Annotated in this window: 23 protein-coding genes and 2 tRNA genes; 10 read left to right on the forward strand and 15 right to left on the reverse strand. The window is 71.1% G+C overall.

Annotated features, from left to right (window positions below; all coding sequences use genetic code 11):
* The first annotated feature begins 47 nt into the window (after nt 1–47).
* From aceE to CVS47_RS07410, 6 genes are all read left to right on the forward strand, one after another.
* Nucleotides 48–2,774 carry a pyruvate dehydrogenase (acetyl-transferring), homodimeric type gene (gene aceE / locus CVS47_RS07385; RefSeq protein WP_127095504.1) on the forward strand — a complete coding sequence of 909 codons (2,727 nt, stop codon included), beginning with the start codon at nt 48–50 and terminating at the stop codon, nt 2,772–2,774.
* 8 nt (nt 2,775–2,782) lie between these two features.
* A complete protein-coding gene (locus CVS47_RS07390; RefSeq protein WP_127095505.1) occupies nt 2,783–3,997 on the forward strand; it encodes a PucR family transcriptional regulator in 1,215 nt (404 codons plus the stop codon).
* A gap of 137 nt (nt 3,998–4,134) precedes the next feature.
* Nucleotides 4,135–5,049, forward strand: a complete 915-nt coding sequence (locus tag CVS47_RS07395; RefSeq protein WP_127095506.1) for an ACP S-malonyltransferase — start codon at nt 4,135–4,137, stop codon at nt 5,047–5,049.
* Nucleotides 5,046–6,050 (forward strand): beta-ketoacyl-ACP synthase III, encoded by a 1,005-nt coding sequence (locus tag CVS47_RS07400; protein ID WP_127095507.1) that lies wholly within the window; start codon nt 5,046–5,048, stop codon nt 6,048–6,050. Before CVS47_RS07395 ends, CVS47_RS07400 begins: the two co-directional genes overlap by 4 nt.
* Before the next feature lie 74 nt (nt 6,051–6,124).
* A complete protein-coding gene (locus CVS47_RS07405; RefSeq protein WP_127095508.1) occupies nt 6,125–6,370 on the forward strand; it encodes an acyl carrier protein in 246 nt (81 codons plus the stop codon).
* A gap of 72 nt (nt 6,371–6,442) precedes the next feature.
* Entirely contained in the window at nt 6,443–7,681 is a 1,239-nt protein-coding gene (locus tag CVS47_RS07410; RefSeq protein WP_127095509.1) for a beta-ketoacyl-[acyl-carrier-protein] synthase family protein, read from the forward strand.
* A 160-nt stretch (nt 7,682–7,841) separates the two neighbouring features.
* On the opposite strand, the gene CVS47_RS07415 is transcribed toward CVS47_RS07410, so the two are convergent.
* On the reverse strand, nt 7,842–8,345 hold the full coding sequence (locus CVS47_RS07415) for a DUF3145 domain-containing protein (RefSeq protein ID WP_127095510.1): 504 nt from the start codon (nt 8,343–8,345) through the stop codon (nt 7,842–7,844).
* 190 nt (nt 8,346–8,535) lie between these two features.
* Nucleotides 8,536–9,309, reverse strand: coding sequence for a hypothetical protein (locus CVS47_RS07420; protein ID WP_127095511.1), 774 nt, complete (start codon nt 9,307–9,309; stop codon nt 8,536–8,538).
* A gap of 195 nt (nt 9,310–9,504) precedes the next feature.
* Here CVS47_RS07420 and CVS47_RS07425 point away from each other — a divergent pair, with 195 nt between their 5' ends.
* Nucleotides 9,505–11,520 carry a DUF262 domain-containing protein gene (locus tag CVS47_RS07425; RefSeq protein ID WP_127095512.1) on the forward strand — a complete coding sequence of 672 codons (2,016 nt, stop codon included), beginning with the start codon at nt 9,505–9,507 and terminating at the stop codon, nt 11,518–11,520.
* A 55-nt stretch (nt 11,521–11,575) separates the two neighbouring features.
* On the opposite strand, the gene CVS47_RS07430 is transcribed toward CVS47_RS07425, so the two are convergent.
* Nucleotides 11,576–11,649 (reverse strand) — tRNA-Ile (locus tag CVS47_RS07430).
* Nucleotides 11,650–11,684: 35 nt separating this feature from the next.
* Nucleotides 11,685–12,776 carry a DMT family transporter gene (locus CVS47_RS07435; RefSeq protein WP_378790792.1) on the reverse strand — a complete coding sequence of 364 codons (1,092 nt, stop codon included), beginning with the start codon at nt 12,774–12,776 and terminating at the stop codon, nt 11,685–11,687.
* A 42-nt stretch (nt 12,777–12,818) separates the two neighbouring features.
* On the opposite strand from CVS47_RS07435, the gene def reads away from it, so the two are divergent.
* On the forward strand, nt 12,819–13,385 hold the full coding sequence (def, locus tag CVS47_RS07440) for a peptide deformylase (RefSeq protein WP_127095513.1): 567 nt from the start codon (nt 12,819–12,821) through the stop codon (nt 13,383–13,385).
* 68 nt (nt 13,386–13,453) lie between these two features.
* Here the strand turns inward: def and CVS47_RS07445 are convergent.
* The 5 genes from CVS47_RS07445 to dusB form a co-directional block, all read right to left on the reverse strand.
* A tRNA-Asn gene (locus tag CVS47_RS07445) sits at nt 13,454–13,526 on the reverse strand.
* A 62-nt stretch (nt 13,527–13,588) separates the two neighbouring features.
* The gene (locus tag CVS47_RS07450; RefSeq protein ID WP_127095514.1) at nt 13,589–14,380 is read right to left on the reverse strand and encodes an ATP-binding cassette domain-containing protein; all 792 of its coding nucleotides are present in this window, start codon (nt 14,378–14,380) and stop codon (nt 13,589–13,591) included.
* Nucleotides 14,381–14,413: 33 nt separating this feature from the next.
* Nucleotides 14,414–16,315, reverse strand: coding sequence for a DNA primase (gene dnaG / locus CVS47_RS07455; RefSeq protein WP_127095515.1), 1,902 nt, complete (start codon nt 16,313–16,315; stop codon nt 14,414–14,416).
* On the reverse strand, nt 16,315–17,661 hold the full coding sequence (locus CVS47_RS07460; RefSeq protein ID WP_127095516.1) for a deoxyguanosinetriphosphate triphosphohydrolase: 1,347 nt from the start codon (nt 17,659–17,661) through the stop codon (nt 16,315–16,317). Before CVS47_RS07460 ends, dnaG begins: the two co-directional genes overlap by 1 nt.
* Nucleotides 17,651–18,817: a tRNA dihydrouridine synthase DusB gene (dusB, locus tag CVS47_RS07465; protein ID WP_127095517.1), complete on the reverse strand. Its 1,167-nt coding sequence runs from the start codon at nt 18,815–18,817 to the stop codon at nt 17,651–17,653. The genes CVS47_RS07460 and dusB overlap by 11 nt, the downstream gene beginning before the upstream one ends.
* Nucleotides 18,818–18,969: 152 nt before the next feature.
* Between dusB and CVS47_RS07470 the strand changes: the two genes are divergently transcribed.
* On the forward strand, nt 18,970–19,473 hold the full coding sequence (locus tag CVS47_RS07470) for a glutathione peroxidase (protein WP_127095518.1): 504 nt from the start codon (nt 18,970–18,972) through the stop codon (nt 19,471–19,473).
* A gap of 29 nt (nt 19,474–19,502) precedes the next feature.
* Here the strand turns inward: CVS47_RS07470 and CVS47_RS07475 are convergent, their stop codons facing one another.
* The 5 genes from CVS47_RS07475 to recO all read right to left on the reverse strand — a co-directional run bounded on the left by CVS47_RS07475 (nt 19,503) and on the right by recO (nt 23,536).
* Nucleotides 19,503–20,189: a DsbA family oxidoreductase gene (locus CVS47_RS07475; RefSeq protein ID WP_127095519.1), complete on the reverse strand. Its 687-nt coding sequence runs from the start codon at nt 20,187–20,189 to the stop codon at nt 19,503–19,505.
* A 53-nt stretch (nt 20,190–20,242) separates the two neighbouring features.
* The gene (locus tag CVS47_RS07480) at nt 20,243–21,202 is read right to left on the reverse strand and encodes a hypothetical protein (RefSeq protein WP_127095520.1); all 960 of its coding nucleotides are present in this window, start codon (nt 21,200–21,202) and stop codon (nt 20,243–20,245) included.
* A complete protein-coding gene (locus CVS47_RS07485) occupies nt 21,199–21,852 on the reverse strand; it encodes a hypothetical protein (RefSeq protein WP_127095521.1) in 654 nt (217 codons plus the stop codon). Before CVS47_RS07485 ends, CVS47_RS07480 begins: the two co-directional genes overlap by 4 nt.
* A 146-nt stretch (nt 21,853–21,998) precedes the next feature.
* On the reverse strand, nt 21,999–22,811 hold the full coding sequence (locus CVS47_RS07490; protein WP_127095522.1) for an isoprenyl transferase: 813 nt from the start codon (nt 22,809–22,811) through the stop codon (nt 21,999–22,001).
* Nucleotides 22,808–23,536, reverse strand: coding sequence for a DNA repair protein RecO (gene recO / locus CVS47_RS07495; RefSeq protein WP_127095523.1), 729 nt, complete (start codon nt 23,534–23,536; stop codon nt 22,808–22,810). Before recO ends, CVS47_RS07490 begins: the two co-directional genes overlap by 4 nt.
* 117 nt (nt 23,537–23,653) lie before the next feature.
* Here recO and CVS47_RS07500 point away from each other — a divergent pair, with 117 nt between their 5' ends.
* Entirely contained in the window at nt 23,654–24,343 is a 690-nt protein-coding gene (locus CVS47_RS07500) for a trimeric intracellular cation channel family protein (RefSeq protein ID WP_127095524.1), read from the forward strand.
* A 133-nt stretch (nt 24,344–24,476) separates the two neighbouring features.
* On the opposite strand, the gene CVS47_RS07505 is transcribed toward CVS47_RS07500, so the two are convergent.
* Nucleotides 24,477–25,265 carry a methyltransferase domain-containing protein gene (locus CVS47_RS07505; protein ID WP_127095525.1) on the reverse strand — a complete coding sequence of 263 codons (789 nt, stop codon included), beginning with the start codon at nt 25,263–25,265 and terminating at the stop codon, nt 24,477–24,479.
* Nucleotide 25,266 lies beyond the last annotated feature (1 nt).

Here is a 25,266-nt window from a genome sequence, read left to right on the forward strand (position 1 = left end):
CGATCGCGTATCCCTGGCACGATCTGCCAGACGACGAAAGGTCTCCCGTGACTGTTCACGACCAGGATCCGTATTCCCAGGACTCGCAGGACAGCGATCCCGAAGAGACGGGTGAGTGGCAGGAGTCGCTGCAGCAGCTCGTCGCCGCCAAGGGCCACGGCCGCGGCCGCGAGATCATGCTGAGCCTGCTGAAGACGTCGCACGACCTGCACCTCGGCGTGCCGATGGTGCCCACGACGGACTACATCAACACGATCGCCCCCGACAACGAGCCGGAGTTCCCCGGCGACGAGGAGATCGAGCGCCGCTACCGCTCCTGGATCCGCTGGAACGCAGCCATCACGGTGCATCGCGCCCAGCGTCCCGGCATCGGCGTCGGCGGCCACATCTCGACGTACGCGTCATCGGCCGCCCTCTACGAGGTCGGCTTCAACCACTTCTTCCGCGGCGCCGACCACCCCTCGGGCGGTGACCAGATCTTCATCCAGGGTCACGCCTCCCCCGGCACGTACGCCCGCGCGTACCTCGAGGGCCGCGTCACGGAGGCGCAGCTCGACGGCTTCCGCCAGGAGAAGTCCGCGTCGCCCAACGGCATCCCCTCCTACCCGCACCCGCGGCTCATGCCGGACTTCTGGCAGTTCCCGACGGTGTCGATGGGTCTGGGCCCGATCAACGCCGTCTACCAGGCGATGACCAACAAGTACCTCGCCAACCGCGGCATCAAGGACGTCGCCGACTCGCACGTATGGGCCTTCCTCGGCGACGGCGAGATGGACGAGGTCGAGAGCCGCGGCCAGCTGCAGGTCGCCGCCAACGAGGGTCTCGACAACCTGACCTTCGTGATCAACGCGAACCTCCAGCGCCTCGACGGACCCGTCCGCGGAAACGGCAAGATCATCCAGGAGCTCGAGAGCTTCTTCCGCGGTGCGGGCTGGAACGTCATCAAGGTCGTCTGGGGTCGCGAGTGGGACGACCTCCTCGCGCGCGACACCGACGGCGCGCTGCGCAACCTGATGAACTCCACGCCCGACGGCGACTACCAGACCTACAAGACCGAGAGCGGCGCCTTCGTGCGCGAGAACTTCTTCGGTCGCGACGAGCGCACGCTGGAACTGGTCAAGGACTACAGCGACGACCAGATCTGGGGCCTCAAGCGCGGTGGCCACGACTATCGCAAGGTCTATGCCGCGTACAAGGCCGCGATGGAGCACAAGGGCCAGCCGACGGTCATCATCGCCAAGACCATCAAGGGCTACGGCCTGGGTCCCCACTTCGAGGGACGCAACGCCACGCACCAGATGAAGAAGATGACGCTGCAGGACCTCAAGCAGTTCCGGGATGGCATGCACATCCCGATCACCGACGCGCAGCTCGAGGAGAACCCGTACCAGCCGCCGTACTACAACCCGGGACCGCAGGACGAGGCGATCCAGTACCTCATGGAGCGCCGCCGCGACCTCGGCGGCTTCCTGCCGGCCCGCACGTCGACGCACGTCGACCTCGCCCTGCCCGGCGACGACGCCTACGCGCTGCCGAAGAAGGGCTCGGGCACGCAGGAGGTCGCCACCACGATGGCCTTCGTGCGACTGCTCAAAGACCTGCTGCGGGTGAAGGGCTTCGGTCACCGCATCGTGCCGATCATCCCCGACGAGGCGCGCACGTTCGGCATGGACGCGTTCTTCCCGACGGCCAAGATCTACAACCCGAACGGGCAGCACTACACCTCGGTCGACCGCGACCTGCTCCTGGCGTACAAGGAGAGCCCGCAGGGGCAGATCGTCCACGTCGGCATCAACGAGGCCGGCGCCATGGCGGCCTTCACCGGCATCGGCACGTCGTACTCGACGCACGGCGAGCCGCTCATCCCGGTCTACGTCTTCTACTCGATGTTCGGCTTCCAGCGCACGGGCGATGCCCAGTGGGCCGCCGGCGACCAGATGGCGCGCGGCTTCGTGATCGGCGCCACCGCCGGACGCACGACGCTGACGGGCGAGGGCCTCCAGCACGCCGACGGCCACTCGCACCTCCTGGCCTCGACCAACCCCGCGACGGTGTCCTACGACCCCGCCTACGGGTACGAGATCGCCCACATCGTGCGCTCGGGCATCGAGCGCATGTACGGCGGCCAGCACCCCGATCCGAACGTCATGTACTACATCACGGTCTACAACGAGCCGCTCGTGCAGCCGGCCGAGCCGGAGAACGTCGACGTCGAGGGCATCGTCCGCGGCATCCACCGCATCTCCGTCTCCGAGGGCGAGGGCCCCAGGGCCCAGCTGTTCGCCTCCGGCGTCGGCGTGCCGTGGGCGCTCGAGGCGCAGCAGCTGCTGCGCGACGACTGGGGCGTGCAGGCCGACGTGTGGTCGGTGACGTCGTGGAACGAGCTGCGCCGCGACGGCCTGTCGGCCGACGAGCACAACTTCCTCCACCCGGAGGAGGAGCGCCGCACCGCCTACCTCACCGAGAAGCTGCGCGATGTGCCCGGACCGGTCGTGGCCGTGAGCGACTTCATGCACGCGGTGCAGGACCAGATCCGCCCGTGGGTCCCGAACAACTTCTGGACCCTCGGCGCCGACGGCTTCGGCTTCTCGGACACGCGCCCGGCGGCACGACGGTTCTTCAAGATCGACGGTCCGTCGCTGGTCGTGCGCACCCTCCAGGCCCTGGCCGACGAGGGATCCGCCGACCGCAGTCTCGCGGCCCAGGCGATCGAGAAGTACCGCCTGCACGACGTCAACGCGGGCACCAGCGGCAACGCGGGCGGCGAGAGCTGACGGGCACGATGCCCCGCGGCACCACCCCGGCCGACAAGGCCGAGACGCTCGCGTGGCTCCGGCGGATCTCCGGCGACCTGGCGACGGCGACGACGAAGCGACTGGAGGACTCGCTCCCCTGGTACGCGGAGATGCCGCCGGCTCGCCGGAGCGCCGTCGGGCTGGTGGCGCAGGCGGGCATCACCTCGTTCATCCAGTGGTACGACGATCCGAACTCCACGCCGTGGATCGCGGCCGACGTCTTCCTCGCCGCGCCGCGTGAGCTGCTGCGCAGCGTCAGCCTGACGCAGACGCTGCAGCTCATCCGGGTCACCGTCGAGGTCACGGAGGAGCGTCTGCAGGGCAAGGGCGAAGACCTGCGCGAGAGCATCCTGCTCTACTCGCGCGAGGTGGCCTTCGCCGCCGCGGACGTCTACGCCCGGGCGGCCGAGGCCCGCGGGCTGTGGGACGCGCGCCTCGAGGCGCTCGTCGTCGACTCCATCCTCACCGGCGAGGCCGACGACGAGCTGCCGAGCCGCATCGCCGCCCTGGGCTGGCACGGCCACGGCGAGGTGTCGGTGCTCGTGGGCACCACTCCCGCGCAGTTCGACGTCGACCAGCTCCGCCGCACCGCGCGCAAGCTCGGCGTCGACGTGCTCATCGGCGTGCAGGGCTCCCGCCTCGTGCTGGTGATCGGACGCTCGCAGTCCCCCGGGCGCGACGAGTCCGAGCCGGAGCTGCCCTTCACCGAGATCGCCCGCCACCTCGAGCCGGGCTTCGGCGCCGGCTACCTGGTGCTCGGGCCGGCCGTCCCCGCCCTCGTCGACGCCGGACAGAGCGCGCGGGCGGCGCTGGCGGGATTCGCCGTCGCGCGGGCGTGGCGCAACGCCCCCCGTCCCGTCGAGGCCGACGACCTGCTGCCCGAGCGCGCGCTGGCCGGCGACCCGCTCGCCAAGCAGACGCTCGTCGAGCGCATCTACCGTCCCCTGCAGGCCCACAGCGCCGACCTCGTGACGACGCTGTGGAGCTACCTCGACAACGGACGCTCGCTCGAGGCGACCGCCCGCGAGCTCTTCGTGCATCCCAACACCGTCCGGTACCGCCTCAAACGGGTCTCGGACGTCATCGGATGGGATGCCACGGGCCCGCGTGAGGCGCTGATCCTCCAGACCGCGCTGATCCTCGGCTCGGTCGGTCCCGACCCGGCTCGTCGACGCAACGCACCGCGTCGCCCCCGTCCCTGAGGTCGCTCCGCGCTCTCGCATTCGCTCGCGGTCGCGCGGTAGTCACTCCGTGAGTTTGTACGGCACGCACAAAGGATCCGACGTTTCTTGTGACGGAGGAGCCAGAGCGGCGCGGACGATGCTGGCAGGATGGGACGGTGATCATCGCCGTCTTCCCCGGCCAGGGTTCTCAGACCCCCAGCTTCCTCGCGCCCTGGCTCGAGCGAGACGGTGCCCGTGACGCCCTCTCGCGCTACTCCGACTGGGCAGGTGTCGATCTCGTCGCCGCCGGAACCGAGTGGGACGCCGACCGCATCCGCGACACGCAGGTCGCGCAGCCGCTGATCGTGGCTGCGAGCCTCCTCTCCTGGAACGCCCTCGAGGACCGCTCCGCCGTGGCCGGCGTCGCCGGCCACTCGGTCGGCGAATTCGCCGCCGCCGCAGCCGCCGGGGTGCTGTCGGAGGAGGACGCCCTGCGCCTCGTCGGCATCCGCGGACGCGCCATGGCCGAGGCGGCCGCCGCCGAGGACACGGGCATGGCCGCCGTCATCGGCGGAGAGCAGGACGCCGTCGTCGCGCGGCTGGAAGAGCTCGAGCTCACGCCGGCCAACTACAACGGCGGCGGTCAGCTCGTCGCCGCCGGCTCCGCCACCGCGCTGGCAGCGCTGTCGGCCGAGCCGCCGGCCGGCACCCGCGTGATCCCGCTGCAGGTCGCCGGCGCCTTCCACACCCGTTACATGGAGCCGGCCGTCGAGGTGCTGCGCGCCGCGTCCGCCGATGCGTCGGTGTCCGACCCACGCGTGCGCCTCTGGACGAACAGCGACGGCACGGAGGTCGCCGACGGCTCCCGCTTCCGGGACCTGCTCGTCGCCCAGGTCGCCTCCCCCGTGCGGTGGGACCTGTGCATGCAGGCGTTCGCCGCGGCATCCGTCTCGGGCATCGTGGAGCTGGCACCGGCCGGCACCCTCGTCGGCCTGGCCAAGCGCGCCCTGCGCGGCGTCCCCTCGGTCGCCGTGAAGATTCCTGACGACCTGCCTTCCGCGGCCGCCCTGATCACCGGAGGAACGGCATGACCCCCCCCACCCTGAAGCAATCCGTCGGACCCGCGCACACCCGCATCTACAGCTACGGCGCCGCCCGCGGCGAGGTCTCCGTGCCGAACGAGGACCTCATCGGGCCGATCGACTCGAGCGACGAGTGGATCCGCCAGCGCACCGGCATCATCACCCGCACCCGCGCCCTCGAGGGCACGACGGCGATCGAGCTGGCGACGGATGCCGCGCGTGAGGCCATCGAGCGCTCCGGCGTCGACCCGTCCCTCATCGACGCCGTGCTGGTGGCAACGGTGAGCAACCCCAAGCAGACGCCGTCCGTCTCGGCCATCGTGGCCGACCGCGTGGGCGCGAACCCCGCCGCCGCGTACGATCTGAACGCCGCATGCGCGGGATTCGCGTACGGCGTCGCCCAGGCGGACGCCCTCGTGCGCGCCGGAGCCGCCACCTACGCGCTGGTGATCGGCACCGAGAAGCTCAGCGACATCGTCGACCCGACCGACCGCAGCATCTCGTTCCTCCTCGGCGACGGAGCGGGCGCCGTGGTCATCGGCCCCTCCGACACCCCCGGCATCGGCCCCACGGTCTGGGGCTCGGACGGATCGAAGGCCGACGCCGTCGGCATGAACCACACGCTGAACGAGTTCCGCGCGGGCACCGCCCCGTGGCCGACCCTCCGGCAGGAGGGCCCCACGGTCTTCCGCTGGGCGGTGTGGGAGATGGTCAAGGTCGCCCGTCAGGCCCTCGAGGCCGCAGGCGTCGAAGCATCCGACCTCGCGGCGTTCGTGCCGCACCAGGCGAACATGCGCATCATCGACGAGTTCGCCAAGCAGCTCGGCCTTCCCGAGACGGTCGTCATCGGCCGTGACATCGAGACGACCGGCAACACGTCGGCCGCGTCCATCCCCCTCGCCACGCACCGGCTCCTCGCCGAGCACCCCGAGCTCAGCGGCGGACTCGCCCTGCAGATCGGATTCGGGGCCGGCCTCGTGTTCGGCGCCCAGGTGGTCGTGCTTCCCTGACGGGCGCGACCTCCGACCCTAGACTGAACGTCGGCCCCGACGGGGCCCGCGACCCCCGAAGAAACGGAGACATCATGGCATTCACCAACGATGAGGTGCTGGCCGGCCTCGCCGAGCTCATCACCGACGAGACGGGCATCTCGGCCGACGAGGTCGCCCTCGAGAAGTCGTTCACCGACGACCTCGACATCGACTCGATCTCCATGATGACGATCGTCGTCAACGCGGAGGAGAAGTTCGGCGTCACCATCCCCGACGACGAGGTCAAGAACCTGAAGACCGTCGGCGACGCCGTCACCTTCATCTCCTCGAACCAGTAGGCACCGTTCCGGTGGGGGCGATCCCGTCTGGGACACTCCGCCCCCACCGGGTCAACGAAGGAACACCCATCCATGAGCACGTCACGCATCGTCGTCACCGGCATCGGCGCCACCTCGCCGATCGGCGGAACCGCGCCCGAGAGCTGGTCGGCGCTCCTGGACGGCGCCTCCGGCGCCCGCAGCCTCGAGCACGACTGGGTCGAGAAGTACAGCCTCCCCGTCACCTTCGCCGCCGAGGCGCTGGTGCGTCCGGAGACCGTTCTCGCCCGGCCCGTCGCCAAGCGCCTCGACCCGTCGTCGCAGCTCGCGCTCGTCGCGGCGATGGAGGCCTGGGCCGATGCGGGTGAGCCCGACGTCGAGCCCGAACGCCTCGGCGTCGACTTCGCCACCGGCATCGGCGGCGTCTGGACGCTCCTGGACGCCTGGGACACCCTGCGTGAGAAGGGCCCCCGGCGTGTGCTGCCGATGACGGTGCCCATGCTCATGCCTAATGCGGCCGCGGGCAACCTCTCCCTCCACTTCAACGCCCGGGCGTTCGCCCGCACCGTGGCCAGTGCCTGCGCGTCGAGCACCGAGTCGATCGTCAACGCCGTGCAGCACCTGCGCGACGGCCTCGCCGACGTCGTCATCGCCGGCGGCACGGAGTCGGCGATCCACCCGATCACGATCGCCTCGTTCGCGTCGATGCAGGCGCTCTCCAAGCGCAACGACGACCCCGCGCACGCCTCCCGCCCCGGCAGCATCGACCGCGACGGATTCGTCATGGGCGAGGGCGCCGGCGTGCTGATCCTCGAGCGCGAGGAGTACGCCAAGGCGCGCGGCGCCAAGATCTACGGCGAGGTGCTCGGCGGCGGCGTGACGGCCGATTCGTACCACATCACCGCCAACGACCCCGAGGGTCTCGGCGCGGCCCGCGCGGTGACGCTCGCCCTCGCGTCCGCCGACGTCTCCCCCGATGACGTCACGCACATCAACGCGCACGCGACCTCGACGCCGGTCGGCGACCCGAACGAGTACACGGCGCTGCGCAGCGTGTTCGGCGAGCGGATCGCCGACATCCCCGTGTCGGCGACGAAGGCCTCGACCGGGCATCTGCTCGGCGGCACGGGCGCGTTGGAGGCGATCTTCACGATCCTCGCGCTGCGCGACCGCGTGGCGCCGCCCACGATCAACATCACGACGCCCGACCCCGACGTGCCCTTCCGCATCACGGGCGAGACGCAGGCGCTCGGAGACGGGCAGCAGGTCGCGATCAGCAACTCGTTCGGCTTCGGCGGTCACAACGCCGTCGTCGCCTTCGCATCGGTCTAGCCCGCGCCGTCGCCACGGCGACAGAGGAGAACGCCCCCGGATGCAGCATCCGGGGGCGTTCCTCGTGTTCAGGTGGCCCATTCGCCTCCCCAGCGTCCGGGAAAACCCCCCTCCGACCGCCGGTCGTGGCGCCTGAGCGCACCCGAATCCTGTGTGCGCCTCAGCCGACCTTGTGGAGCCAGACGACGGGCGCGTCGTCGCTCGCGTGGCGGAAGGGCTCCAGCTCATCGTCCCACGCGGAGCCGAGGGCGACGCCGAGCTCGCGCTGCAGCTCGGAGATGTCGCCGGCGGCGACCTCCATCGCATAGCGGATGCGGTCCTCGCCGATCACGACGTTGCCGGCGGCATCGGTCTGGGCGTAGTGGATGCCGAGTCCCGGCGTGTGCAGCCAACGACCACCGTCGCTGCGTGGCGTGGGGTCTTCCGTCACCTCGAACCGCAGGTGCTCCCAGCCGCGCATGGCGGTGGTGAGGGCGGCGCCGGTTCCGGCCGTGCCCTCCCAGTAGAACTCCGCGCGCCGCGCACCGGCGAGCACCGGCTGGTCGGCCCAGTCGAAGTTCACCGCGCGTCCGAGCGCACGACCAACTGCCCACTCGAGGTGCGGGCAGAGTGCTCGAGGCGCCGAGTGGATGAAGACCACTCCGCGCGCCGTGGGTGTCGCCATCACGTCTCCGTTTCCTAGGTTCGTCTTCCCCAACGACCTGGATGGATGCAGCGGCGATGCGTGTTCGGTTGTGCGGCCATTATGACCCACCGCGCCGTGGAATCACAACCGTGTCATTCCGCGGTGTCGCGTGGTGGATGCCGAACGGCCCCGGTCGGTGCGACCGGGGCCGTTCGGAGGGTGCAGGGGCTTACGCCTCGCTCATGGCGAGCTTGGCCTGCTGGCCCTTGGCGGCGTAGTACGCGGCGCGCGCGGCGTCCTTGCGGGCCTGCTCGGCGTAGCCGGCGTCCAGCACGTCCTGCGGCACCTCGACGCTCTCGACGTGGTTCATGCCGTTGTACTTCGCGATGTAGGCGTCGAGCTCGGGGCCCGAGGTCCACGACGTGATGAGGCAGTAGCGCGGGTCGGTGCCGACGTGTGTCGCGGCGTGCCACAGGCGCTGGGTGTCGATGATCAGCTGCGCACCGGCCGGCAGGGCGATGCGCACCTCACCCTCGGGGTCGGTGCGGTTCTCGCGCAGCACGAAGAAGCTCTCCGTGTCGTCCGTGAGGTTGAAGAAGCCGCGGACGACCCAGCCCGTCCCATCCGGGTTCAGGCGGTTGTTGTCGTCCTGGTGGAGGTTGTAGAGGCATTCGCCGTACGGCGTCGGCTGCAGCTCGATCACGCGGCAGCGACCGACGTTGGAGCCGGGCTCCATGGCGCGACGCGTGAGGTTCGGAGCCTTCTCGACCTGCGAGTCGATCCAGACGCCGTCCTTGTCGGTGCGCGGCGGCTTGTGGTTCCAGAACCCGTTGCACTCGATCTCGCCGAAGGCGCTGGCCAGCGGCGCGAAGCGGGTGTCTCCGGAGGACTTCCAGTCGTTGTACTCGATGTCCAGCCACTCTTTCGGATCGAGCTCCTGGTTGTAGCGGTCGAGGACGACGTAGCCGGTCTCTGCGAGAGCGGCTGAGGTGATGTATGCCATGAGGTGAGTCATGCCTTTCGTAGAGGGCCAGCACGTTTTAACAGGCCCGACTTAGGCAAGCCTACCTCGGGGTGTTTTCGCATCTTCGGAACGCCGGGCGCACGCCCGGTGCCGCCCGGAGGCGTCGGTTAGAGTGAGGCGTCCGCCGGACCCGTCGGGTCGCTGGGCGGGCGGACGGCGACACGGAACGAGAGCATGGGCACGGCCACGAACATCGATGCGACCGCGGTCAACACCATCTCGTGGCTGGCGGCGGCGGAGACCACCATCGTCGTCCCGGTCTACCAGCGCCAGTACCGCTGGGACATCGGCGCCTGCGAGCAGCTGCTCTCCGACATCCGCGACGTGGCGGACTCGGATGACCGCCACATGCACTTCATCGGGTCGATCCTCTCGTCGGCGAGCGTGTCCGACGGCGAATCGGAACTCGTGCTCATCGACGGCCAGCAGCGCATCACCACGCTCATGCTGCTGATCGCCGCTCTGCACCACACGGTCGCCGACAGCGACCCTCTGCTCGCCGCGCAGCTGCACACGGTGCTCGTGCGCTCGTCGGATCCGGAGCGTACGAAGCTCCGCCCGCACCGGGCATGGGCAGAGGTGTTCGAGGACGTGGTGCTCGCGCGCCGACCGGCCGATGCGGCCGCCGGCGGCTCGAGGTTCGACGACAACTACGCGTTCTTCCGCAGCCAGGTCTCACGCGAGGAGGTGTCACGCATCTGGGGCGGACTGCAGCGCCTGGAGCACGTCGCCATCACCCTCGGCGCGGGGGCGGACGCGCAGCAGATCTTCGAAAGCCTCAACAGCACCGGAGAGCCGCTGCGTGACCACGAGCTGATCCACAATTACGTGCTGATGGGCTTGTCGCACCGGGAGCAGACGCTCATCGAGGACGAGTTCTGGTCGGTGATCGAGCGCAGCACCGGGGAGAGCATCGGCGGCTTCTGGCGCCATTACCTGGTGCTCCGCACGGGCCGCGAGGTGGTCGCCGCGGGCGGCCGCGACGTGTACGAGGCCTTCCGGCACGAGTTCCCGCGGCTCACCCCCGAGACGCTGCGGGCGTCCGCGCGGGAGTGGCGTGCCTACGCGGAGATCTACGCCGTGCTCCTCGATCCCTCGCGCGAAGCCGACGCGGACGTCGCGCGACGGCTGGTGCACCTCAACACCTTCGGCCGCGACGCGTATCCGCTGGTGATGAAGGCGTGCCGCGATCACGCCGAGGGCGACCTCGATCGTGCGGGCCTCCTTCAGGTCCTCGATGACGTGCAGTCACTCCTCCTCCGTCGCACCCTCGTCGGCCTGCCCGTCGACCGTCTCGTGGCGCGCCTGTGCCGCGCGCAGGCGCTGGGCCCGCAGGCGCTCACCCAGGCGATCGCCCGCATCATGCCCTCCGACGAGCGCGTGCGCGCGGCGCTGAAGTTCGCCCCGCTCCCCCACGCGGCCTTCGTCCTGGGCCGGATCGCGGGCGACGTGGACGTCGCAGAGTTCGGCGTCGACCACATCGTGCCGCTCACACCTCCCGACACGTGGACGGGCGACGGGGTACGCCCGTGGTCGGAGTACTCCGAGGACGAGCAGAACAGCCACCGCGCCCTCGCGGAGACGATCGGCAACCTCGCGCTGCTCGAGGACGAGTCGGCGATCGCGGTCGCGGACCGGTCCTTCCCCGAGAAGCGCGACGGCGCCTACGCGCGCAGCGCCGTGCCCGAGACGCGGGCGCTGTCGTCGGTCGACGCGTGGAGCACCGCATCGATCTCGCACCGCACCGCCGAGCTCGGCCGGCGGTTCGTGGAGGTCTGGCGGCGACCCCTGGTCACGGGGATCGACGACGACGGATTGACTCCCATCCTCGACGCGCAGCGTCGACGCGGCTGGCCACGGGGCTGGGAGCGGGAGTTCGCCTACGTCGAATACCGCGGCGAGCACTGGGAGGTCTACGACGTCAAGTACCTCTTCAACCGCATCTTCCGCCGGCTCTGGGTCGACTCGCCGGAGAGCGTCATCGCCTTCAGCCGCCGGCGCGGCGGGCCGATCTACCCGGCTCCGTCCTGGAACGGACAGTGGGACCGCCTCGACGACGACAACCACCTCTACATGGGCTGGGACGCGAAGTACATGCTGACGGCGCTGCAGGAGGCGCTCGAGGAGGCCGGAACGGCATCAGAGGTCTTCGTCAAGTACTCCTACCTCGCGGAGCACATGGCCACCTGAGCCCCGACGTCCGTCGCACGCACGAAGGGCCGCCCGGAGGCGGCCCTTCGTCGCGTAGGGCGGGTGGGACTTGAACCCACGATCGTCGGGTTATGAGCCCGCTGCCTTGACCAGCTTGGCCACCGCCCCCTGCATGGCGAGTGTACCGGGGACGCGTCCCCGGCTCAGTGGCGCGGCGGACGGTCGTCGTCGACGGGCGGGTTCGGCCACACCTTCGCCACGGCCTCGTCGAAGCGCGGCGTCGTCGATTTCGGCTTCGCGGCAGGCGGCTCATCCGCATCGCTGCCGCGGGTGATCGGGAGCCCGCCGCTGTCGCTCTTGATCTGCGGGTGGTTGCGCGCCAGGTCGTAGACGCCGATCACCGCGATCACCCCCGCGATGCCGAAGCCGATGTACGCCCACAGCGGCGCGTTCTGGGCCTCGCCGAGCACCAGCAGGCCGATGAGGATCGCGACAATCGGGTCGATCACCGTGAGGCCCGCGATCACCAGGTCGGGCGGACCGGAGGAGTACGCGGTCTGCACGAAGTAGGACCCGATGCCCGCAGCGAGGAGGAGCGAGACGATGCACAGGACGGTGAACCACTCGACGTCGCCGGTCTGGATGCGGCTGATGACGACCTTCGCCAGCGTGGCGACGAACCCGAACATGACGCCGGCGGCCACGATGTAGAACAGCGCGCCGATGCGCGAGCGCAACCAGAACCACAGTGCGGCCAGCACGACCGTGACGACGCCCAGGATGATGAGCACCGTGACCAGCTGGGGGGTGGTGACGGGCTCGTCGGTGGCGACGAGGGCGGCGATCGTCACGAAGATGAAGATGCCGCCGACGCATTCGATGATCGCGCGGATGGAGCGCTTCGTCGGATTGAGGCCGCTGATGCGGGCGTTCAGCAGCGTCGTGATCACGAGCGCGATGGCGCCGAGCGGCTGGACGACGATGAGGGGCGCGAACGAGAGCGCGCCCAGCTGGCAGACGATCGCGAGGCCGAGCATGACCGTCCCCAGCACCCAGGACGGGCGGGTCACGAGACGGCCGAGCTGGGTCAGCGACAGACCGCCGGAGGCGGCTCCCCCGGACATCGCCTCGACCTTGGTGACGCCGCGGTGCTGGTACTGGGCGCCGAACGACATGAACACCGCGCCCAGCAGGGCCAGCGGGATGCCGATCAGCAGCGAGGGATTGTCGAAGACGCCGACCAGGGCGTCACGGACGTCGCCGAGATTGTCGATGTCGCCGCGCACCCAGATCACGCTCCGACACTAACCGCACAGTGCGCTGGATAGGCTCAAGGCATGGCCGTTCTGCCGATTCGCATCATGGGAGATCCCGCCCTCCACTCCCACGCCGCCCCCGTCGAGGAGATCACCGCCGAGGTGCGGGCGCTGGTGGCCGACATGTTCGAGACGATGGATGCCGCGCCCGGCGTGGGCCTCGCGGCCCCGCAGGTGGGGGTGTCGCTGCGGCTCTACACGTACAGCTATGCGGACGACGACGGCCTCCCCTGGCGTGGGGTGATGATCAACCCCGAGCTCTGGATGACGCCGCCCGAGCCGGGCGACCCCGACCCCGACGACGAGTCGGAGGGCTGCCTCTCCTTTCCCGGCGAGCGCTTCCCGCTGCGTCGCTCCGACCGCGTCCGCGTGACGGGGACGGATCTTGACGGGGCTCCGGTCACCATCGACGTCGACGGATGGCGCGCCCGCATCATGCAGCACGAGTTCGACCACCTCGACGGCATCCTCTACATCGACCGTCTCGACGACGGCGACTGGAAGACCGTGCAGAAGATCGCCCGCAAGCGCGGCTGGGGGCGCCCGGGTCAGGCCTGGATGCCGGGCGTCGACGACATCGACGCCTGACCGCCCACCGCCGGCGCATGTCCCCCGGAAATGAGGAACGGCCCCGGGGTGGAGCCCAGGGCCGTTCGCTCCCCGGCTTGGACTCGAACCAAGAACCTATCGGTTAACAGCCGATTGCTCTGCCAATTGAGCTACCGAGGAAGAGCCCGGCTGACGCCGGGCAACCACACCATGTTAGCAAACGCCGACGGGTGCTTCTGACATCAGGAGGCGATGAGGCGGTGTCCGGCGTCGGCGCTGGGCGACCACATGAGGTCGGTCGCCGTCGGACCGTAGGCGATCGGATGCCCGGCCCGCAGCACCAGGACGGCGGCGCCCAGCTCGACCGCGACATCCTTCTCGTTCGTCACCACGAGCGTCGACATGCCGTAGGCGTCGCGGCGGCGGATGATCGCCTCACGCGCCGCCGTGCGCACCTCGACGTCCATGTTCGAGAACGGCTCGTCCGCGATGAGGACGCGCGGCTGCAGCACGAGTGCGCGCGCGAACGCGACGCGCTGCCGCATGCCGGCGCTCAGCTCGTAGGGGTACTTCGCCGCGGCTCCGAGCGGGAGCTGCATCTCGTCGAGGAGCGTGGCGACGCGGACGGCCAGGGCCCGCGCGTTCACGCGCCGGTCGCGGCTCGTGATCGGTTCGGAGATGACCTCCGAGACCGTCTGGCGGGCGGGGAGGTGCGCGCCGGCCGATTGCGCGAGATAGCCGGTCACGTAGGTGAGGGTGCGGTGCGCGCGTCCCGGGCGCCGCACGGGGATGCCCTCGACGTGTGCCTCGCCGCCGACGACGGCGAGTCCCGGCTCGTCGGCCCCGGCCAGGACCGCCGCCAGGCTCGACTTGCCGGCGCCCGTCGGTCCCATCACGGCGAGCGAGGCGGCGTGGGGCAGCTCGAACGAGACGCCGTCGACGACCCGAGCGGTGGAGCCGCCGCGGCCGGATGCGCGCGCGACCGACAGATCGGTGCTGCGGATGGCGACGTCGGCATCTTTCTGGCGTGACACCTGTTCATCCTGCCCCGTGGGGTGCGCCGGGCGCTACTCCGCGTCGATGATGGCCTGGCGCTCCAGGTCGATCTCGCGGAGGCGCAGCCGCACCGTGCGGCCCTCTTCCGAGTCGGGCGCCACACGCTGGATGTGCCCGAGAAGCTCGCGCTTCTTCCCCTCGAGCTCCCGCATGATCAGGCCCTTCGCGAGAGAGGTCGTCGAGGCCACGGCGTGCTCGTCGTCGCGCGCGGGGAACGACGCCGTGAGCAGCTCGGCGCCGAGCGAGCGGAACGGCTCCCGGACGGCGGTGACGGCGGCTGCGGCCCATCCGGGGCGCGACATGTCGGCAGCGACGATGCTCTGACGGACGGCCTCGAGGGCGGGGTGGCGGAACGGCAGCCCGAGCGCCCGGGTCAGGAGCGTCCCGTCGATGCGGTGCCCGAACTGGAGGAAGCCCATCAGCGCATCCCGCTCGAGCGCGGCGTCGGCCGAGCGCGGCAGGGTCGCGATGGTGACGCGGAGCAGGCTCTCCCCGGGCGTCTCATCCGGCGAGGCCGCGTCGGAACGGCGGTCGGAGGATGACGCGCCGGTGCGTGCGTCCGCGGTGGCGGCCTCCTTGCGGTCGCGTCCGGCGGCGGCGCGAGCCGCCTGCTGCACCGCCTTGTCGACTTCGGGGAGGTCGAGCCCGAGACGGCGGGCGAGCACGCGGGTGTACCCGGGGCGCAGCGCGGGGTCGCGGATGTCGGCGACGATGGGCGCCGCCGAGCGCAGTCCACCGGCGCGGCCCTCCACCGAGGCCAGGTCGAAGCCCTTCAGCCGCTGGTCGATGACGAACTCGAACATGGGCACCTTGGTGTCCATGAGGGTGCGCACCGCGCCGTCGCCGCGCTGGAGGCGCAGGTCGCACGGGTCGAGACCTCCCGGCGCCACGGCGACGTACGTCTGCGCCGCGAAGCGCTTCTCGTCGGCGAAGGCGCGCAGCGCCGCCTTCTGGCCCGCGGCATCCGGGTCGAAGGTGAAGACGACCTCGCCCGCGGCCGTGTCATCGCCCATGACGCGCCGCAGCACCGTGATGTGGTCGGAGCCGAAGGCGGTGCCGCACGTGGCGATGGCGGTCGTGATGCCCGCCAGGTGGCAGGCCATGACGTCGGTGTAGCCCTCCACCACGACGACACGGTGCTCGCGGGAGATCTCGCGCTTGGCGAGGTCGAGCCCGTAGAGCACCTGCGCCTTCTTATAGATGGCCGTCTCGGGCGTGTTCAGGTACTTCGGGCCGTTGTCGTCGTCGAAGAGCCGGCGGGCTCCGAACCCGATGACCTGCCCGGTCACGTCGCGGATGGGCCAGACGAGCCGCCCGCGGAACCGGTCGTAGACGCCGCGCTGACCGGAGGAGACGAGTCCGGCGGCCATCAGCTCATCGCGGGTGAAGCCCTGCGGGAGGAGGGCGTCGGTGAGTCCCTGCCACCCCTTCGGCGCGTAGCCGACGCCGAAGTGCGCGGCCGCGCCGGCGTCGAATCCCCGCTCCCCCAGGAACGAGCGCGCGACGCCCGCCTCGGGGGCGAGCAGCTGCGCGCGGTAGAACTCGGCGGCCGCGGCGTTCGCGGCGTAGAGGCGCGCGCGCCCGGCCGTCTCGGGCGCGGAGCCGCCGTCCTCGTAGTGCAGCGTGAACCCGATGCGCCCGGCGAGGGACTCGACCGCCTCGGTGAACGAGACGTGGTCCATGGCCCGCAGGAACGAGTAGACGTCGCCCGACTCGCCGCAGCCGAAGCAGTGGTAGAAGCCGACCTGCGGACGCACGTTGAAGCTGGGGCTGCGCTCGTCGTGGAAGGGGCAGAGGCCCTTGAGCGAGCCCACGCCGGCCGTCTTCAGGGCGACGCGCTCCCCGATGATGTCGCCGATGTTGGTGCGGGCCTTGACCTCGTCGACGTCGGCCTGACGGATGCGCCCCGCCATCAGCCGGCGTCCGTCCGCACGGGCGGCCGCGAGCCCGGGGCCCAGATGCCGAGGGACGCCGCATCCACGTCGCCCACGAGGCGCCCGTGCCACGCGATGGCGTGCTGGTCGGTGAGGCTGGCGACCTGGTCGACGACGACGCGGCGCTTCGCGGCCTCGGTGCCGGCGGCCGCGTAGTCGGCGGCGTGGATGCCGTCCAGCGCCTCGGGGCGCTCCCACAGCGCCGACGCGAGGCGCTTCAGCACGGTGCGCTGCTCCTTGTAGAGCGCCTTCCGTCCATCGATCGACACGACGAAGGCGCCGATGATGCCCTTCAGCACGGCCATCTCGGCCTCCACGACCCGCGGTACGACGACGTGCGCACGGTAGCGCGTGAGGACGGTCGCCGGGTAGGCCTCGCGCGTCGCCGTGGTCGCCGCGCGGGCGAAGCGGCCGATCAGGTCGGAGGTGAGGTTCTTGAGCCGGGCGAGCGAGGTGCGCGTGCCGTCGAAGCCGTCGAGCCACTCGGGCAGCCGCATCACCCGGAAGAGGGCGTCGGCCAGCTCGTCGCGCGCGAAGTCGAACCCGACCCACGTCTGGATGGCGTTGAGGAGGGAATCGTGCTCGGCCGGGTCGGCCAGCCGCGCCGGGTCGAGGTAGCCGTTGACGATGGCGTCCTCGAAGTCGTGCACCGAGTAGGCGATGTCGTCGGAGAGGTCCATGACCTCCGCCTCGATGCAGCGCACGCGACCGGGTGCGCCCTCGCGCATCCAGCGGAAGACCGGCTCATCGTCGGGATACACGCCGAACTTCAACCGTCCACCCGGATCGGGCACCGGGTTCTCGGCGGTCCAGGGGTACTTGCACGTCGCGTCGAGGCTGGCGCGGGTGAGGTTCAGACCGAAGCTCCGGCCCTCGGCATCGTGCACCTTCGGCTCGAGGCGCGTGACGATGCGCAGCGTCTGGGCGTTGCCCTCGAAGCCGCCGATGGACTCGGCCCAGTCGTTCAGCGCGCGCTCCCCGTTGTGACCGAACGGAGGATGCCCCAGGTCGTGGTTGAGGCAGGCGGTGTCGACCACGTCGGGCGACAGCTGAAGCGCCGTCGCGAGCTCCCGTCCCACCTGGGCGACCTCGAGCGAATGCGTGAGGCGGTTGCGGGCGAAGTCGGCCGGGCTGGCGGGCGAGAGCACCTGCGTCTTGGCGGCCAGGCGGCGCAGCGCGGCCGAGTGGAGCACCCGCGCGCGGTCGCGCGCGAAATCGTCGCGCTGCGAGCGGTGCTGCTCGCGGTGGAAGCGGGCCGCGTCGGCCTCCCCGTAGCCCGCGGGGCGCCCGGGGAGTGCGCCGACCGCCGAGCCGTCAGCCGCCACTGTGGTCGAGTTCCGCGTCGGCGAGGGCGGTGGATGCCGCGGCACCCAGATCACGGGAGTCCAGCCACCCGTCGGGCAGAGCGGGACGCTTCGGCGTGCCTGCACGGCCACGCTGTCCTTCCGCGGCGGCACCGGGATAGGGCGCGTCGAGGTCGAGGGTGGCCAGGAGCGCGTCGATCTCCTCCAGCGTCGACACCGTGGCCAGCGCCGCGCGGGTGTCGCCGCCGACGGGGTAGCCCTTGAAGTACCAGGCGACGTGCTTGCGGATGTCGCGGCATCCGCGGCCCTCGTCCTCGAAGAACTCGACGAGCAGCTCGGCGTGACGGCGGAAGGCGTCGGCGACGAAGCCGAGAGTGGCGTCGACCACCGGGGTGGCGGCGGCCTCCGGGCCGCCCAGGGCGCGGGCGAGGTCGCCGAAGAGCCAGGGTCGTCCGAGGCAGCCGCGGCCGACGACGACGCCGTCGCACCCGGTCTCGGCCATCATCCGCACGGCGTCGTCGGCCGACCAGATGTCGCCGTTGCCGAGCACGGGCACGTCGGTGACGGCCTCCTTGAGCGCGGCGATCGCCGACCAGTCGGCGGTGCCGGAGTAGAACTCCGACGCGGTGCGGGCGTGGAGGGCCATGGCCGCGACCCCGGCGTCCTGGGCGATGCGGCCCGCGTCGAGGTAGGTCAGGTGGTCGGAGTCGATGCCTTTGCGCATCTTCACGGTGAGGGGCACGTCGCCGGCGGCCTTCACGGCGCCCTCGACGATGTCGCGGAACAGGCCGAGCTTCCACGGGAGCGCGGCGCCGCCGCCCTTGCGCGTGACCTTGGGCACGGGGCATCCGAAGTTCAGGTCGATATGGTCGGCGTGGTCTTCGGCGACCAGGATGCGCACGGCCTCCGACATGGTGTGCGGGTCGACGCCGTAGAGCTGGATGGACCGCGGCGTCTCGGACTCGTGGTGGCGGATGAGGCGCATCGTGGTGTCGTTGCGCTCGACGAGCGCGCGCGAGGTGATCATCTCGCTCACGTAGAGGCCGGCGCCGTACTCGCGGCACAGACGGCGGAAGGCCGTGTTGGTGATCCCGGCCATCGGTGCCAGGACCACGGGCGCGTCGAGGCCGAGGGGCCCGATGCGCAGCGCGGGGGCGGGAGACAGGACGGTGGTCATCCCTTCATTCTCCCAGATGCGGGGCGCCGTCCGCCCGCCGTGACCGGCTCCGTGCGCGGGCGTCTCCGCGGCGTCGCCGGGGAGGCGTCGATGTGACCGCGGAGCCGTCCGACGCGGAGCCCGCCCCGAAGATGCGGTCGTAGGATCGCCCCATGACCGCCCCCGCTCAGACCTCGCTCCGTGACATCCCCTTCACCACCTCCGACGGCGCCCAGGCGTCGCTCGCCGACTACGACGAGAAGGTGGTCCTGATCGTCAACGTGGCCTCGCGGTGCGGCCTCGCGCCGCAGTACGAGCAGCTCGAAGAGCTGCAGCGCACGTACGGCGACCGCGGCTTCACGGTGCTCGGCTTCCCCTGCAACCAGTTCATGGGTCAGGAGCCGGGGTCGATGGAGGAGATCCTCGAGTACTGCTCCGCCACCTGGGGCGTGAGCTTCCCGATCGCCGACAAGGTGAAGGTCAACGGTCCGGGGGCCGCGGAGCTCTACAAGGCCCTCAAGAAGGCCAAGGACGAGGAGGGCAAGAAAGGCCCGATCCTCTGGAACTTCGAGAAGTTCGTCCTCACGCCGGGCGGAGCCGTGCATCGCTTCCGCCCGACCACGAAGCCCGACGACCCCGCGGTCGTCGCCGTGATCGAGGAGAACCTCCCGCGCTGACGGCGGCCCTCCCCCGCTGATGCCGGGGCTCAGGCGACGGCGTCTGCGTCGGCGTCCGCGTGCCGCTCGGCCCACACCTGGCGGGTGATCTGCGTGAACGCCTCGGCGGGCTGCGCGCCGCTGACGCCGTAGCGCCCGTCGATCACGAAGAACGGCACCCCGGTGATTCCGTACGACGTGGCCTGGGCCTGGTCTGCGCGCACCGCGTCGAGGTACCGACCCGAGCGGAGAGCCTCCTCCGCCTCCGCGGAGTCGAGTCCGGCATCGGCGGCGAGGGCTGCGAGCTCCTCGATCCTGCCGAGGTGGCGTCCTTCGGTGAAGTAGGCCGACATGAGGCGCTCCGCGAGTTCGAGCTGGCGGCCCTTCTCCTTCGCGAAGTGCAGCAGCTCGTGCGCCTTGACGGTGTTGGTGTGCTGCAGCAGGTCGAAGCGGTACTGCAGCCCTGCCTCGGCCGCGACGCCGGTCACGCGCTCGAGCATCTGCCGGGCCTGGTCGGGGGTGATGCCCTTGTGCTGCGCGAGGTAGTCGTACTCGCCGCCCTCGAAGTCGACCGGGGTGTCGGGCGACAGCTCGTAGGAGTGGTAGGTCACCTCGACGACGGGGGCGTCCTCGTCACCGGATGCCGCGGCGAGCCCCGTCTCCAGGTTCCGCTTGCCGATGTAGCACCAGGGGCAGGCGATGTCGCTCCACACGTCGATCTTGATGGCATCCGTCATATCCCCTGCAACCGCCGAGGAGGCGCGGTCTATTCCGGATGCGCCGAGCGGGCTCAGCCGGCGACGTCGGGGAGGAAGCGATAGCGGATGCGGACGTCCTGGTCGTCGGGGATTACCAGCGTCGACGCGTCGGGCGACCAGACGTCGGGCACGAGGTACAGGGCGCCGTCGCCCCGAACGAGGAGTCGGAGTCCGCTGTACCGGTAGCGATGCGTCGTCTCCGCGGGCACCGACGGCTCCTCTGCGCCCGCCGGCGGCGTGGTCGGCGCGAGATCCTGGAAGCCGATGGCGTCGTTTCCCGGATAGAGCCGTTCCTGCGAGTCGAGCACGACGGCCGGAAGAGATCGCAGATCGGCCGCGAGGGTGCGGGCCTCCCCGCGCCCCCACCACTGCGCCACCGTGGCGGTCGTCCAGAAGGTCGCGGCGACCATCACCAGGACGAGGAGGACGGCCACGGCGCGCCCGTCGCGCCGGCCGGCCAGGACGCGCGCCGTACTCACCGCGTAGGCGGCCAGTCCCGCGCCGGCCGCGAGTGCCAGCGGTGCGACCAGCGGCCACGGGCCGCCGTCGTCGAGCGCCGGCAGCAGAACGGCGAAGACGAGACCGCCGCCCGTGAGCGCGACCCCGGCGCCGGCGAAGGCGGCGACGACGCGGCGTCGAGCGCCCGACGTCGACCGCAGGAGGGCGACCCTCAGCATCCGGTGTCCGATCAGGAGGGCGGCGGTGGCCAGGAGGAGCGCCGTCACCGGGACGAACAGGGCGCCGGGACTGCGCATCACGAACTGCTGCGAGCTGAACCCGAGGATGTCGACGTCGATGCCGAAGGAGCGGAAGTACTCCCGCGACGAGACGTAGCCGAAGTAGAACAGCAGCGTCGTCACGAGCGTCAGCGGCGCGACGAACGAGGTGAGCAGTCCCAGCCACCGCTCGAAGCCGAGACCGGCCGGTGCGGCCTCATCGGTGGGCGCGGGCGCAGCGGCGTCCTGCGCGACCGGGGCGGTGCGGCGGCTCATGACGCGGGTTCCGGGGTGGTGACGAGGATCGGAGCGCTCGGATCATGGGTCCGTGCCGCGACGGCGTCGCACGCCTCGGCGCGGAGACACCGCAGGGTGCCCGACAGGGCGACGGCCGTCCCCTCGACGAAGTCCGCCCCGGGTCGGAGCACGAGGCTGCAGAAGAGGCCGGTGTCGTCGGCGGCGACCACGAGTCCGAGGCACGAGCGATCCGCGCCGCGCGTGCCGCAGACTCCCCCGTCGACGGCGAGGCCGGGGGCGTCGGCGGTCGCCGCGTCGACGGTGAAGGTCACGTCCGCGGGGATCGGCGCATCACCGCCCCAGAACACCGCGAGCGTGTCGCACCAGATCCCCGGTCCGGTCTCCTCGATGCCCTGGTCGCCGTAGGCGGGTCCGCCGTACAGCGCGATCGGTCCGGTGCGGACGGTCGATTGGGACGCGTCCGCCTCGCCGTCGCTGGTGGGAACCGATGAGGGCGCGCGGTCGGCGGTCGCCGTCGCGGTGCGCGTCGACGACGGCGCGCTCGCGGCCGGCGCCCCGGACGGAGCAGAGGGAAGGCAGGCCGCGGTGAAGCCGACGACGGCGACGCAGAGCGCGAAGACCGGGATGCCGCGGCGGACGCGGTGCGGATGATGACGGCGCGTGCGCATGGGCCGGCGCTCCCCTCTGGATCACAGCGCACGTCGCGCCCGGTCCGGGAGCGACGTGCGTGCTCACCAGGGAAGAGGCGACGGTGGCGCGGGTGATACGTCCGGCGGCGATCGGATGCGCCGCCGGGCCCCGGAACACCCCTCGGTCAGAGCGCCGGCGGCTCGGGGGTGTCGACGGCACCGCCGAAGCGGCGATCGCGGTCGAGGTAGATGCCGATCGCGTTCCACAGATCGGCGCGGGTGAAGTCTGGCCAGAGGGTGTCGAGGAAGACGAACTCGGCGTACGCCGACTCCCAGAGCAGGAAGTTCGACGTGCGCTGCTCGCCGCTGGAGCGGACGAACAGGTCGACGTCCGGCATGTCCGGCTGGTACAGGCGGCGCTGGATGAGCTTCTCCGACACGGCGGACGGCCGCAGGCGCCCGGCCGCGACGTCGTCGGCGATGGAGCGGACCGCGTCGGCGATCTCGACCCGTCCGCCGTAGTTGACGCACATGGTCAGGGTGAGCACGTCGTTGCCCTCGGTGAGCTTCTCGGCGTACTGCAGCTCCTTGATGACCGAGTTCCACAGGCGCGGCTTGCGTCCCGACCAGCGGATGCGCACGCCCCACTCGTTGAGCTGATCGCGCCGCCGGTGGAGCACGTCGCGGTTGAAGCCCATGAGGAAGCGCACCTCCTCGGGCGAGCGCGCCCAGTTCTCGGTGGAGAACGCGTACACCGACAGGTGCGTCACGCCGGCCTGGATCGCGCCGGCGACGACGTCCAGGAGCGCGGCCTCCCCCGCCTTGTGACCTTCGATGCGGGTCTGGCTGCGCCGGTTGGCCCAGCGCCCGTTGCCGTCCATCACGATCGCGACGTGTCGGGGCACACCCCCGCGCGGGAAGGCGGGCGGATACACGCCGGTCCAGTCGAGCGGCCGGTAGGGGACGGCGTCGCGATGCGTGTACGGACGGGGGCTCATCGCAGACCCTCCACGTGTTCGAGCGAGCGGATGCCGCGCTCCAGGTGCCACTGGGCGTAGGCCGCGATGAGACCGGATGCCGCGGCCTCCGCCCCGGGCGGTGCGGCGTCGACGTCGTCCCAGTCCCCCGCCATCAGCGCGTTCAGCAGGCCGATGGTGGTGCCGTCCAGGCGGGCGGCTCCGGTGGGCGCGCAGGACGAGCAGACGATGCCGCCGAGCTGCGCGACGAACGCGTCGTGGGGTCCGGGGGCGCCGCAGCGGGCGCAGTCCGCCAGGCCCGGGGCCCACCCCGACAGCGCCATCGCGCGGAGGAGATAGGAGTCCAGGATGCTGCGCGACGCGTGCTCGCCGCGCGACAGCGCTCGCAGCCCGCCGACGAGCAGCAGGTACTGCTCAGGGGTGGACTCCGCCTCGTTCAGCCGGTCGGCCGTCTCCACCATGGCGCTCGCGGAGGTGTAGCGGTCATAGTGCACGGCGATGTCGGCGCCGTACGCGCCGAGCGACTCCGCCTGCTGCACGATGTCGAGGTTGCGACCCTGATACAGCTGCACGTCGGCGACCATGAACGGCTCGAGGCGCGCGCCGAAGCGCGAGGAGGTGCGCCGGACGCCTTTCGCGACGGCACGGATCTTGCCGTTCCGTCGGCTGAGCAGGGTGAGGATCCGGTCCGCCTCACCCAGCTTGTGGGTGCGCAGCACCACGACCTCGTCGCGGTAGGTGGGCACGTTCCATTATCTCTCGCCGACCCTCCTCCCGGCCGGTGGCGTGCCGTGTCCGACCGAGCGGGAACGCCTCTCGCGCGGCGTCCTGTGCCGCGGCGCGCGGGCGGCCACAATGGTGGGGTGGACGGACAAGGGCTCATCATCCCGCTCTGGGCGGACCTGATCGCCGTCGGGCTGGGCGGGGTGCAGGGCGCGCTGTTCGCCTCCGGTTTCCGAGGAGAGGACAGGCGGCTCGACCTCCTCGGCGTCGCCATCATCGGCATCGTGATGGGCATGGGCGGCGGCCTCATCCGCGACCTGCTGCTCAACGTCCCCGCGGCGACGCTGCAGAGCAACTGGTACCTGCTGACCGCCACGGGCGCCGCGCTGATCGGGATGCTGCTGGCCGGGCTGTTCCAGCGGCTCAACGCCGCGATCGTCGGCCTCGATGCCGTCGTCATCGGGCTCTTCGGCGCCTTCGGCACCACCAAGGCCCTCACGCTCGGGCTTCCCGTCGTGCCCGCGATCTTCGTCGGCGTCTGCTCGGCGGTCGGCGGCGGCATCCTGCGCGACATGATCATGGGGCTCCCCGTCGCCATCATGCACGTCGGGTCGCTGTACGCCGTCGCCGCACTCGTCGGCTGCGCAGTGCTGGCCGGGGCGCAGTCGGCCGGCGCGCCGTCGCTCGCCGCGTCGCTGATCGCCATCGTGGTGACGGCCGTCATCCGGCTGCTCGCGGTCGTGTTCGACATCTCGCTTCCCGAGCAGCGCGCCCTGCACAGGCGGAAGGTGGCCGTGGAGACCTCGGCCATCCCGATCATCAAGCCGTAGCATCCGTCAACGTCGGACCCGCGTTCGCGCGAGACTCGCGCGTTCCCGCGAGACTGCAAGGGCACGACGAGACAGCGGGTCAAGCCCTACGTCTCGCCGTGCCGCTGCAGTCTCGCGGGTCCTGTCGCCGTGCTCAGCCGGTCGCGATGATCTCTCCGTGCGGCAGGAGGATCCAGGCGTCCGGGTCGGCCGCCCACGTGCGCCAGGCCGCCGAGATCCGCTCGAGCGTCGCCGCGTCGGCCACATTCAGGCGCACGGCGTGCGCGGCGAAGTCGGACGACACGGCGCGGTCGGCCCACATGCCGCCCCACCACTCCCGCTTGTCCTCGGTCTCGAAGAGCCACACGCTGGCCGACGAGATGACCGACGTGAAGCCGGCCTGCCGCGCCCAGTGCTTGAGGCGGCGTCCGGCATCCGGCTCGCCGGAGACGCCGCGGTGCACGGCGAGGTAGATCGTGATCCACTCGTCGAGCTCGGGCAGCCTCGGATACCAGATCACTCCCCCGTAGTCGACGTCGCGGGCGGCGACGAGTCCGTCCGGGCCTGCCACGCGCCGGAACTCGCGCAGCGCCGCGACGGGCCGTTCGAGATGCTGGAGCACCTGGTGCGCGTGGACGACGTCGAACGAGCCGTCGGGCTCGTCCAGGGCGTACGCGTCGCCGACACGGAAGGCGAGGTTGCCGCGCTCGCCCGCGATCGACTCCGCCCGCGCGACGACATCGGGTGAGGCATCCACGCCGACGACCTGCCCGGGCTGGACGCGGTCGGCGAGGTCGACCGTGATGGTGCCGGGGCCGGCGCCCACATCGAGGATGCGGACGCCGGGCCGGAGGTGCGGGATGAGATAGGCCGCGGAGTCGGCGACCGAGCGTGCGGCGTGCGACCGCAGCACGCTCTCGTGGTGACCGTGAGCGTAGGCCATG

It is taken from the genome of Microbacterium lemovicicum (assembly GCF_003991875.1).
Lineage (GTDB): Bacteria > Actinomycetota > Actinomycetes > Actinomycetales > Microbacteriaceae > Microbacterium > Microbacterium lemovicicum.